Source organism: Pseudoxanthomonas sangjuensis, assembly GCF_010211755.1.
Lineage (GTDB): Bacteria > Pseudomonadota > Gammaproteobacteria > Xanthomonadales > Xanthomonadaceae > Pseudoxanthomonas_A > Pseudoxanthomonas_A sangjuensis.
This window is the reverse complement of the sequence record NZ_PDWR01000010.1, coordinates 1-11641: the sequence shown is the minus strand read 5'-3', so window position 1 is coordinate 11641 and position 11641 is coordinate 1. Positions and strand designations below refer to the sequence as shown.

Annotated in this window: 11 protein-coding genes; 2 read left to right on the top strand and 9 right to left on the bottom strand. The window is 58.6% G+C overall.

Annotation, left to right across the window (positions count from 1 at the left end; translation table 11 throughout):
- Positions 1 to 18: 18 nt before the first annotated feature.
- The 3 genes from CSC71_RS06890 to CSC71_RS06880 are packed head-to-tail and all read right to left on the bottom strand — an operon-like array spanning position 19 to position 3036.
- Complete coding sequence (locus tag CSC71_RS06890) at positions 19 to 444, bottom strand: hypothetical protein (RefSeq protein WP_162373629.1); 426 nt, start codon at positions 442 to 444, stop codon at positions 19 to 21.
- On the bottom strand, positions 441 to 1142 hold the full coding sequence (locus tag CSC71_RS06885) for a cation efflux transmembrane domain-containing protein (protein ID WP_162373628.1): 702 nt from the start codon (positions 1140 to 1142) through the stop codon (positions 441 to 443). Before CSC71_RS06885 ends, CSC71_RS06890 begins: the two co-directional genes overlap by 4 nt.
- A gap of 10 nt (positions 1143 to 1152) precedes the next feature.
- Positions 1153 to 3036 carry a cytochrome c/FTR1 family iron permease gene (locus CSC71_RS06880; protein ID WP_246192053.1) on the bottom strand — a complete coding sequence of 628 codons (1884 nt, stop codon included), beginning with the start codon at positions 3034 to 3036 and terminating at the stop codon, positions 1153 to 1155.
- Between the two features lie 152 nt (positions 3037 to 3188).
- Between CSC71_RS06880 and CSC71_RS06875 the strand changes: the two genes are divergently transcribed.
- The gene (locus tag CSC71_RS06875; RefSeq protein WP_162373626.1) at positions 3189 to 3602 is read left to right on the top strand and encodes a MerR family transcriptional regulator; all 414 of its coding nucleotides are present in this window, start codon (positions 3189 to 3191) and stop codon (positions 3600 to 3602) included.
- Between the two features lie 34 nt (positions 3603 to 3636).
- Here CSC71_RS06875 and CSC71_RS06870 read toward each other — a convergent pair whose 3' ends face one another.
- Complete coding sequence (locus tag CSC71_RS06870; protein WP_246192051.1) at positions 3637 to 3978, bottom strand: helix-turn-helix domain-containing protein; 342 nt, start codon at positions 3976 to 3978, stop codon at positions 3637 to 3639.
- 106 nt (positions 3979 to 4084) lie between these two features.
- On the opposite strand from CSC71_RS06870, the gene CSC71_RS06865 reads away from it, so the two are divergent.
- Positions 4085 to 4855, top strand: a complete 771-nt coding sequence (locus CSC71_RS06865) for a hypothetical protein (protein ID WP_162373624.1) — start codon at positions 4085 to 4087, stop codon at positions 4853 to 4855.
- Between the two features lie 63 nt (positions 4856 to 4918).
- On the opposite strand, the gene CSC71_RS06860 is transcribed toward CSC71_RS06865, so the two are convergent.
- From CSC71_RS06860 to CSC71_RS06840, 5 genes are read right to left on the bottom strand one after another with little or no spacing between them, the layout of a single operon-like run.
- Positions 4919 to 6685: a single-stranded-DNA-specific exonuclease RecJ gene (locus tag CSC71_RS06860; protein ID WP_162373623.1), complete on the bottom strand. Its 1767-nt coding sequence runs from the start codon at positions 6683 to 6685 to the stop codon at positions 4919 to 4921.
- Complete coding sequence (locus tag CSC71_RS06855) at positions 6682 to 7188, bottom strand: hypothetical protein (RefSeq protein WP_162373622.1); 507 nt, start codon at positions 7186 to 7188, stop codon at positions 6682 to 6684. Before CSC71_RS06855 ends, CSC71_RS06860 begins: the two co-directional genes overlap by 4 nt.
- Positions 7185 to 9326, bottom strand: coding sequence for a helix-turn-helix domain-containing protein (locus CSC71_RS06850; RefSeq protein WP_162373621.1), 2142 nt, complete (start codon positions 9324 to 9326; stop codon positions 7185 to 7187). The genes CSC71_RS06855 and CSC71_RS06850 overlap by 4 nt, the downstream gene beginning before the upstream one ends.
- Before the next feature lies 1 nt (position 9327).
- The gene (locus tag CSC71_RS06845) at positions 9328 to 10926 is read right to left on the bottom strand and encodes a hypothetical protein (protein WP_162373620.1); all 1599 of its coding nucleotides are present in this window, start codon (positions 10924 to 10926) and stop codon (positions 9328 to 9330) included.
- Entirely contained in the window at positions 10908 to 11522 is a 615-nt protein-coding gene (locus tag CSC71_RS06840; RefSeq protein ID WP_162373619.1) for a site-specific integrase, read from the bottom strand. Before CSC71_RS06840 ends, CSC71_RS06845 begins: the two co-directional genes overlap by 19 nt.
- Positions 11523 to 11641: the final 119 nt, after the last annotated feature.

Below are 11641 nucleotides of genomic sequence, written 5' to 3'. Positions count from 1 at the left end.
AGGGGCATAACACCTGACTCAGGCGATCGGCGGCCTCAGCTCCAAGGGTTGCGACGCGCTGGGCGGCAACCCGGACGTACGCATAGGCAGCGCCTGTGGCACGAGCACAATCACGACCTGCGTATCCGGCACCATGGCTGCAGCATGATGGCAACCGCAGTGGCTGCAAGCGGCATGCCCGAGCTTGAGCTTAGTGGAATCGTCATTACCGCTATCCAGCGGCGATGCTTTCACCGCCACGGCATGGCTGCCATCCGTGCCGAAGCCCAGGTCGGCAAAATCGTGTTTGACGCAGGCGGCCGCAGCGCCAATCTTCATGGCGAAGATCAGCAACACCAATACCGCCAGCCGCGTGGAAGCGCGCAGGCGGGCGAGCAAGGTACGGGAGGCGGCCGAAGTCACCCGCGCACAATACACACCCGGCTGGACGTTATGAAATTTCATCCGCGACGGTTGGCGGCAGCGTCGGGTGTGGCGGAACGCCGCGCGCCACACGATGACGGCTGGGTGACAACCACAGACTCCGGACGGTGCCAATCCTGCCATGCCCCCGTGAGGACATGGGCCGCCGTGCGCAGGAACAGCACGGCGACCAGCAGGCCAATCAGCAAGTCCGGCCATGGGCTGTCGAACCACTTCACCAGTCCTGCTGCTGCGATCACGCCGACGTTATTGACCAGGTCATTGCGCGAGCATAGCCAGACCGAGCGCATGTTCATGTCGTCACTGCGAAAGCGTGTCAGCAACCCAAAGCAGATCAAATTACCCACAAGCGCGATGCTCGCGGCGATCGCCATGATCGGTGCGACGGGCTCGGCCCCCAACCATGCGCGACGCCCAACCTCGACCAGCACTGCAAGGCCGAATAGCGCCTGGATGCCGCCCTTGAGAAACACGGCCTTGGTTCGTTGCCGCAGCGTTCCGCCGATCACCCACAAGCTCAGGATATAGACCAACGCATCGCCCAGGCTGTCGAGCGAATCGGCCTGCAATGCACTGGAGTCGGCCCACCAACCGGCGCTGAACTCACCAACGAACAACAACACGTTGATCGCCAGCACAACCCACAACACCCGACGACGGGCATTGTCGCTGTTCCTGCTCAGCGTGGCGGCGGTGTCGTGGCAACCACAATCGCTCATCGAAAGATCCTCACTTGGCGGCGCGCGCTAGGGCACGCGAAGAACGGGCATTGAGATAGAAGCCGCCGACCGCGATCACGGCAACCACGATCTGGGCCGTCAACGATTGCCAGGACGGATAGACGCCGAGCCAATCGATCCGCGGCACGGCGACCAGCGCCTGCCCAATCCAGCCCGCCTCCTGCAGCGCGGCGATGCCCTTGCCCACCAGCACGACGGCGAGCACCGCAATCAGGATCGAACTGATGGAGAAGAACTGGCTGATCGGCAGGCGCTTGCTCATCCGCAGCATCCAGTAGGCGATCGCCGCAAGCGCGGCGCTGCCAGCCACCAATCCGGCGACGATCGCACCACCGTTGTGTTCGCTCCACATGGCGATGAAGAACAGGATCGTCTCGAACACCTCGCGGTAGACCGCGATGAAGGCCAGCGAGAACAGGAAGATCGCCGAACGCCGTGTCAGCGCCGCCGACATCTTGGCGTGGAGGTACTGCTGCCAGCGGCCCGCCAGACTCTTCTGATGCATCCAGATCCCAACGCTGAGCAGCACGATCGCCGCGAACAGCGCGGACAGGCCTTCCGTGACCTCGCGGTTGGCGCCGCTGACGCCGACCAGATAGGTGGCGATCGCCCAAGTCACCACGCCGGCCAGCAAGGCGCCGATCCAACCGGCGTGCACGTAAGGCAGCACTTCGCGGCGCTCCGCCTTGCGCAGGAAGGCGATCATGCCGATCACGATCAGCAAGGCCTCCAGGCCCTCGCGCAGCAGGATGGTGAAGCTGCCCAGGAAGGCGGTCGTGCTGTCGGTGTGACTATCCCGCAGCACGCTGGTGGCACGATCGAACAAGCTACTGATCCGGTCGGCCTGCCCCTTCACTTCGGTCGTTGGCGTGTTCCGCCCGAGTTGCGCGCGATACTCGCTCATGGCGGTTTCGATTTCGCGCATCAGGGCGCCATCGCGGGCCGCCAGCGTCGGCTCGACCGGCTCGACCCCATCCAGATACGCCGAGAGAGCCAAGGCCTTGGCCTGTGTGGCGTCGCCCGCCGCAAAGGCCTGCACGCTGCCGGCGAGGCGCTGGCGCGCCAGTGCGAACGGGTCATCCTTCGCATCCACGACATGGGTCGTGACCGCCCGCGGCTGCGAACGCAGGTACGCGATGATCGCCCGGGCCTGCTGGGCTTCACCGAGCGAGGCAGCGAGATCCGCTTCGCTGGTCTGGGTCAGTGATTCAAGAGTCGGAATCTGGCGATACAGTACCCCGCTATCGCGCCACAGGGCCTCGCCTTTCGCTCGCGCCTCTTCGGGATACGCCAGGCCACCGACGTAGAACGCCAGCGCCCAACGGTCGGTTTCCGACAGCTGCGAGAAGCCCGTCATGGCCGTGCCCTGGATGCCCTGCGAGATCGCCTGGTACAGCGCCAGCGGGCTACGGCGTGCCGCGCGATCGGTGTCGGTGAAGTTGATCGGGGGCGGATTCAGGCTGGCCGCCACCGGACCATCACCCCGACCCGAGGCGCCATGGCAACCGGCACATTGCTGTGCGTACAGCGGCGCGGCCCGGCCCGGGTCGGGCGGCGTCGAAGGCACCGCCGCGATGGGATAGCTCTTGAGCAGGGCGTCGGCCAACTGGTGGGCGGCCGCGGCGACCTGTTGCGCCTCGGCCTTGGCCTCCACGGTCGCCACCAGCTGATCAGCTTGCGCGATCAGCTCAGTCTGGGCCGGGGTTGCCGGCAGCGCCGACAGCTGCGTTCGCACGGTCGCGGCGAACTCGCGCATCTCGGCGTACTCCGCCGGCGCCACCACCTGCCCGTCCTGCACCGCGCCGGCGTAGTCCACGGCGATGTAATCCAGCAGTTGCCAGGTCTGGCGCGGGTTAGCGGGTTCGGCGGCCACTGCCACACCAAACGCCCAAGCCAAGCAGAGCAGCAAACCGAGTCGGGCTACGAATCGCACAGGACGGACATCCATGGGAGGGCACCGGACTGGCGCCACACAGGAGCCCAGCGTAAAGTCCGTAGCTACTACAGGGTCAAGGGCAAATGCGAATGAAAATCAGTGAAGCGGCGGCCGCTAGTGGCTGTCACCTGGAAACCATCCGTTACTACGAGCGTTCGGGCCTGATGCCCGCCCCTGCCCGCACCGCCAGCGGCTACCGGGAATACAGCCCCATCGAGGTCGACCGGCTGCGCTTCATCAGCCGCGGCCGCGAGCTCGGATTCAGCCTGGAAGAGATCCGTAGCCTTCTCAGCCTCGACGACAACCCGACGATGTCCTGCTGCGATGTCGACGTCATCGCCCGTCAGCATCTCGCCGACATCCGTGATCGCATTCGCGAACTGAACAACATGGCCGCCGAACTCGAGCGCGTCATCTCCCAGTGCGCCGGTGGCGAACGCGACCGTTGCGCGATCCTGGGCGCCCTGCGACAGCCTTACGAGCGCAGCGCGACTTCGTCGTAACCGTTGGGATCGGATCGCTGGTGGCGCCAGGCTATCACGCCGCCCTGCGTGACCTCTTCGTGTGGGGCGCCTTGGCGCCCTCGACCAGCTTGAGCAGTTCTCTCTTCTTGCGCAGGGACAGGCCGTTCCATTGCAGCAGGAGTTCCGCGAGCAGGTCGTCCTCGGTATAGAGAAAGGCCGGCGGGATGCCCAGCACCTCGGCTAGCCGCTTAGCCCGTTTGAGCTGGGGTTCGTGCTTGCCGCGCTCGTATTGATTGATGGTGGGAGAGGCCACGGCAGGATCCAAGCCGGCGAGCACACCGAGTTGCGTCTGCGAAAGGCCTGAGCGCTCACGCGCCTGGGCCAGTCGTAGCGCAAAAACCGGGTACTTTGCCATTCGAGTCGTCACTACCATCCCCTAAGGAAGCCTTAAGGATGGCGGAAGTGACCGGTCCTTGGATACTAAGTTATTCTTAGAACCCCAACAACCACCTCTGCCTCACATGGCGTCGCCCGCCCCCGCCACCGTCGATGAACTTGGGCTGAGAGGATGCCTGTACCTATGGGCGCTATTGACCGGACAGGAATACCGCCTGCCGATTGCCCAGACCAAGCGGATGACCCTGGTGGCCATGGGGTACTTACAGGAGCGTGGCGTCATCGAAGTACCTTGGCCCGAGGCGCGTTGGGAGCTGAAGCCCAATGCTCTTATCACGCCGATCGAAGGCTTGCAGTGGCATCTATCCTGGACCGTGTATGAGTCGGGGCGGCTGATCGATGCGCTGGATGACTACTTCAACTCACTTGAGCGAGACGACTTTACGACGGCAGAACGATTGCGGCTTTGGACCGAACTGGGATCTGCCGAGGCCGAACGTTTCTTCGAGCAGCAATTACTCAAGCATCGGTTCTCCGGTGAATGGGCACAGGACATCGCGTTCGCCTATCGGGAAAGCGGAGTGGTGCTGACGGTAGCGCAGTGGCGCTACTGTGCCTGGGCGGCAGTGCGGCGGGGCGCTTCCATGGCCATGCAGCACGGGCCCCAGGTGGATGGCCTGCGCGACACGATCTATCAGGAAATACGCCGGCGTGCGACTTCAGTAGCGAGCGGTACGTGGAATGGCTGTTCGTTTCCGCCCTTTAATCCGCAACCTGAGAGCGCATTGGGTCGCGGCTTCGTTCATAGGCTGACGCGCTTGGGGCAACTCTATTGGACAGGGTGGCCAAGTGCAGAGGTATTGATTGGCCCCGGGCTCGAACATTGTCGTGTCTAACAGATGCTTCGTGACTGTCCTACTCATCTCACAACACGTGGCTAGGGCATCCAAACTGCGCAATCAACGCAAATCTATCCCTCGAATTATCAGTTGCAATCGGGTGTTGCCGCGGTAACTTTGCGCATCCAGACAATAAGCAAACCTCACGGTGACTCCGACACCGACGGGAGGAATCCCCTCTTTGTTGGCTCCAAACCAGACTGCATCGATGGCAGTTGCGCTGTTTGAGAGCCGCAACTTCAAGTGGGTTCCGTCGCCAATCAGGCGCATATCGTTCACGCGCCAGGTACCCATGAATATTGGCTGCTCGAATTCCCGCCCATAAGGCTCCAACGCCGACAACTCACGCACATGATCCAAACCAGGCGTTTCGAGCAACCCGTCGACTAGCAGATACGGTGATGGCAGTTCATCGCCATAGGCTTCTTTGACACATGTATCCCATGCATCGGCCAAAGCGGGAATATCGTCTCGCTTCACCTTGAGCCCGCCCGCACCACGGTGCCCGCCAGCGCTCAACAATAGACCGGGCCAGCGCTGCCTGATTAGGGTCAAGGTCTGTAGGACATTAACGTGTGGTGTTGTTCGTATTGAACCGGTGGCAATGCTCTCGTCACCGGCAAGCGGGGACAAGCATATTGTTGGGACGCCGAACCTTTCCACCATGCGAGTGGCGGTAATACCATGCACGCCAGCATGTGATCGCTCCCCCAGCCATAGGCATAGCCCGAGCCGCCCGTCGCGGACACTGGATTTAGCCAAGGGCTCCGCAATGCTGCGCAATGCCGCTTCAATCTCCTTCCGCTCACGATTGTTGGCATCAAGCTCCTGGAGGAGATGAAATGCATCTTCTTCAGTGGTGGAACACAGGAACTCAACGCCCAACAAGGCGTCAGTGAGGCGTCCTCTCGCATTTATACGAGTGGCGATCTGGAATGCGATGTCGGCAGCGGTCCAATCCCCATCCTTATTTAGCAGGCGGCGCATCGCCCTCCAACAAGGCCGCGGCTTCGAATTCATCAAACGGAGCCCGCGCTGAACAATCATTCGATTGTTTAGCGAATATGCCAGCGACGATGCGTCCGCAATGGTGCCAACAGCACAGTAGTCCATGAGATCGGAAACGCGTGGCGAATCCGGGGCTAAAGACCCACGATCAATTAACGCCTCCCGGGTTGCCGCCATGACAAGCAATGCGGTATGGCAGCCCGCTATCGACTTGTCTGGAAACTTGCTATCGCGCCGCACCGGGTTGACCACCGCATGAGCTGATTGCGGCGGCCCTTCCTCTGGAATGCCGTGATGATCTGTCACTACAACGGAATGGCCCGCAGCAACCAACCGGGAGATTCGCGCCTCATCGGTACTTCCCTGGTCAGCGGTAATAATGCATGTATTCGGCGGGAGCTGAGGAAGCATACGGTCAACGAGCGCATCGCTGATACCATATCCCTCGCTCATCCTATGCGAGAGAAAACTCAAGATACGGCCAGTCGGATACCCCATTGCAACCAAGGCATGCTTGAGAATCGCGTGGGATGTGGCGCCATCCGCGTCGTGATCCGTGACTAGCGCAATTGGTGTGCGCGCAGAGATTGCGTCGGCAAGATGCCTAGCGGCTTTATCGATATCGGGCAATTCCTGCGGCCCATCCAGGTCGTTAGGCGATGGTGCAATTAGGGAGGGAAGTTGCGAAAAGGGAACCCCGTGCAATCGACCTGCTATCACCCGCGCCTGTAATGGCGTATAGCCGAGACCGATGGCTTGCTCTTCCACAAGTTTGTCGCACGAGCGCTCCTTAAGCGCTATGCCCTCGCTATCTGTCATCGTTCTCGCCTTCCGGGAGCAGGTTTGATTGGGAAGACATTGCCGCTCTTCTTCCGGCTCGTGATTGCAGAAATATCACCCCCGCAGAACAGGCATGCTGAAGCCTCTTTGCATTCCTCTACAAGAAGCGGTGCCAGCAGCGGCGTGATGTCTGCGGAGCTACGATGAAATCGCCTATAGATTTCAACATGATGCTGTCGAAGCGCCTGAACTTGTCGCTGAGCCACGGCGAGTTCTTCTTGCAGTCGCTCGTTCTGGGCGCGAAACATCGCAATCAAAGCTTCGCCTGAAGTTGACCGGCGCCCCGCTTTCATTGATTTCAGCGTTTCCGATACCACATGCTCATAGCGTCTCAGTGTCGTTCTCGATGCTGGCACGCGCACCGAAACCTCGCTTGCGTTGAACACGTAGTTTTTGCCGAGCTTAGCTGCCTCATCCGCCAGCTCATGGATCACCGTGCGGATGCGATCTGACAATTCCTCGCCACGAAGTTGTTTTCTCATTGCGAAGTCACCTCGGCGCCGAGCCCCATCTGCTCAAGCTTGAGGGTGGTATTGCTGAATATGCGCAAGTAATGACTGAACATTGGAGACTCCGGAGGAATAACCTTCAGCGCTACCTGCGCCTCGCTACGAAGACGTCTGATTTCAGCGACATGCCCAGAATTGTTGCGGTCCACAATCAGATGCTCGCAGGCGCCGCCGTTCTCCTCACTATCCCCACCGCACGTGAAACAACTGAGATAGTGTGGGCACGGATTCATTGCCCAATTCAAGGTGCACAGACCGTGCGGCATGATATTTATCATTCGTAGCGCGCCCGCAAGATATTCCTCCGCTTGCTCTCTGGAGATATCCGCAAGGCGCGAATAAGTATCGCTGATCTCGCCGACGATGACCCCGTCCCGCACCGCATTTCTTAGGCGCTCTGCCCGCTCCTCGCTCGATGTTTGGTCATATGTGGCATTTTGACCGACGTCCCTGCGACCAAAGATCAAGGCAATCTGCTGCTGGCTGAGGCCGCCTCGCTGATACTGTGTGTTGAGCCAGTGCCGCACGTCATGCCAAGTAAACTTGGCAATCTCGCCTGTCCTTGGATCGACGATCCCGAATCGTTGAAAAACGCTCGTCTTGGTCCTTCCGTCATTGCGGTTTAGCCACTTCGCCAAGTCTGCAGTGGTGACCGCAAGAAAATCGCCGGCACGAGAATTGCCTCCCCGGCCGCGCTTGCGAAGCAGCAACGCCTCGTGAGCTTCCAGGCAGGACTCACCCCCCGGACCTCTAATGAGCGCAAATGATCGTTTGAATTGAGCCTCCATGCCTTCATCCCGAGCCGGATTCGGATAGATCTCCCCACGCAACTGCATTTCTTTGGCGTCTTGAATGATCGCCCGGACGGACGGATACAGTTTGTATGTTGTGGTCCGCATGCGCAGCTTGAATTGATTCTCGTTAATGAGTCGAGGATCGAAGTTCCAACTGCGAATCTCCTTTCCCTTGCAGGTCAACGTGCGGAGCTCACCTGCACGGGCGGAATTCTGCTCAGCTAGCATCCTTTCCAGACTCATGTATGAGACATCCAGTCTGCGACATGCCTCAGACTTATTACCCCCGCACTCCTCTAGCGTGCCGATCGCATCGATCAGCTTCTTTTTGAACTTATGCCAAACCGCATCGGGATTGATGAGCCGATTGGCTGGATCTGCCGTCCATTCGTGTGCGAATTTTGATGCGAAGTAGCGTGCTGCCGCTTCATTGGAAGACACCTTGAACCAATCGACTGGCTCGTTCTCTCGTTGTTGCGCGGCAAGCTTCCGCAAATCCTCGGTGGAAGATTTCAATGCAGAAACCGCAGCACGGATTGCCGGCGCCAAGCTCGGAGGCACCACTTTTGGAACTGGACGCCCTTTCTTCTCGGGGAAGTACAGTAGCTGCAATGCGCCATCGTGCTCCACGAGACAATTTTCCGGCAAGTTCGCCAACTCGCCGACGCGGAATCCGGCTCCAACATCGATCGTGAAAATTTGCAAATAGAAGCGATCGGTGTCGCTGATATCGTCCCTGGAATTGACGGCAATCAGATCGCGTATTACCTCGTCTGGCATCAATTTTTCATTTCGGCCCGCATCGTTACCCTTGCGCCCGTGCTTTGCCGGCTTCTTCATGCGGGAAACGTAGCCAAGTCTCGACCGCGTCCGCAAATTCAGCCACTTCGCAAAGGTCGCGAGTACTTTGCATAGCCCGTACGCACCAGCAGGCTCGCGATTCTTTTTGATTCGCCGCTCTGCGGCGTAGAAATCTTCATTCTTGAGCGTGTCGAAGGGTCGCGCTCCAAGAACTTCCCCAAGGATTGCCACGACCGTTAAACGAGCTTGAGCCGAACCTTCCGCCAGATTTCGGGTCATTCGTCCATGGAGAATCCAGATCTTGCATGCCACCTTCAAGTCAGCATGAGTGATTTTGTTGAAGTAGAGGTATCTGCTAATGCTATTTCCAGGGCGTAATACCCACGCAATTACATTCCATTGATCCGAGTCGAATGACGCCCCTGGCGGAATCAAGGCGATCAAGTGTGATCCCAACTCCGCAATGGAAGAATCCGCCGTGTGCTGATGCAGCCAATGAGAAAGTGCGGCCGACATCCTAGTGTCCCTCTTCAATTGCCGTGATCACGTCTTTTATGCCGGCGTAAACCTGCTCAAAATCCTTGCCCAATTTGCTGCGCTCTTTTCCAGCTTCGGCATGACTCCATCGTTCATGTTCCCGCTGGACATACTTCATTGAAGCGCTGTGATCGCCATCCCGCCATGCTTGAAAATGCGGGCATCCTCCGTAGCACGCCCAAAATGGGTGAGTTGGGCACGCCCCGCTGCTGCCACATGAGCCAACGACAGCGGGGGCTCCCGAGTGAAAATCGGGTACGAGAATTTGCTTCTCTCCTAACGCGGGTACAACCACGCCTTGAAAGAAGGCCGCATTAAGACCGGCGAATAGCCCACCTAGCGCACGATCCGCTCGTTCGATCGCAGGCAGTAACTCAGAAGCCACCGCATCTATATAGGCCTGAGCCGATGTAGGATCATCGTGCTCGAAGATTGTCTGGATTTCATCTCGAGGCGTACCTTGCATGGCAAGACGCGTTCCGCCGGTATGACGAACGCGCTTCGCTCCAAAAACGAGTACCTTTCCAGTCCTTGGACTGACGATATTTCTTTCAATACTCCACCTGCGCAGCAATCTTGTCATGGTGCCCGTAGGTACTTGCCCATGCTCATGCCACTCCATCGGAAGTTCTAGGCCGTATTGATCGCGCGAACCGATAGTGGTTGCATTTCGATTGTTGCCGCCTTGTTTTCTGCCTGGCACGACAATCAATCGGTCGAACTTTTCCTGTAAAGCCAGGAGCAACGGGCGATCGCCCAATGCTTGTATCGATTTCCCCAGCGCCTCGCTTACAGGCCACAACTCGGCAGCATCGCCCGTCTGCGCTTTTACCTTCGGAATTCTTAGGAAGTATTGCCAGCGATTCCCTTTATAGGTAACCAAGGCATCTTTGCGCATACCTAGCAACTGCAGTGGACGCTTATAGGTCTCGAACAGAATCCAGCCAAAGACCCGGACGATATATTCAACATCAGACTCATCGTCACCTATGGGGCAGGCCAATGCGCGTCGAGCCAGCTCCGATTCTCCCGACGTGTATGCCCCAGTCTCTGTATTCCAGGTCAACACGTCCTGCATGCCCGCAGGTTGTGGCCACGCGACCCATTCGTCCATTTCGAGTGCTATAGCTGGGCTCGCTCCCGCCATTGATCGCTGAGCCATCTCCCTATAGAAGATTCGGAGCATTGTTCGAGCTTCGTTTGAAAGCAGCACCCACATTGCTGCCCATTCCTTGATTGACAGAGCACCAAGTCCGCCAGAAAGCTCTATCCCGAGACTGCTTGCAGTCGTAACGAGACCATGCAACATCCTATGCACGTGCTGCGCCCACGACGCGGATTTAGTTCGCAATTGCTCCAATGCAAGAACTTGCAAAGGCTCAACAACAGCGTTAGGCAGAGCTCCTTGTTGCCAATCTAACTTCCTCGCTGAGCCACCAAGGCTGAAGCGCCAAACATCGTCCGTTACGTCGATAAACACTGGGGTGTCTGGATTGAATTCATTGCGGACAAATTTGCGTCCGTCCGAATCTTCCCACAGGCCAGTTTCATGGTTCTGCATCATTGCAATGCCATCCACGACCAATTCTCATTTTCAGATCGCATCACTCCCTTCGCGCGATCGGCTCGAGCACGTCGCGAGTAGATCTCGAGGCTCTTTTCGCTCTCCCAGCCACCCCAGTACACAAGATCCTGCAGTTCCTGATTGGTCTTGGCGCGCAGGTACATCCGATTGAAGAAGGCGTGTCGTGCCAAATGCCAGTGGAAGTTGATGCCGGTTGCCGCTTTGATAGCGGACGCCACATCGTTCGCGGTACTGATAGAAAGCGGCTTACCGTTCGTTGCGACAATCAGGAATGGGTGTGGAAGTACCCACCGGTAAACCTGGCGACCATGCTCATTGATCGAGGCGCGACGAAAGCGAGTCGTGTATTGGGCAATTAGATGCGGAAACCTGGTCTCCTTCCATAGAAATCGAAGGTCTCGACTTAGGGTTTTTGGCCTTGGGGCATGCGTTCCTCTCGGATCAATCACTCCGTCGTCGCGCTCTTCAATCCTGACGACACTAATGTAGTTTCGACCCAATGACGGACAGTCCTGAAGCCTCAGACTTAGCGCCTCGCCAAGTCGCAAGCCGAACTCAATCGTCAATCTCCACAGAAGATAGGGGTTCACCCCCGTTTTCACGGACACTTACGAGAAGGCCGATCAAGGCCATGAGGAGTGTTCATGTCGAAGCGAAGGAAGTTCAGCACCGAGTTCAAGCGCGGTGCGGTTGAGCAGGCCAGCCAGCC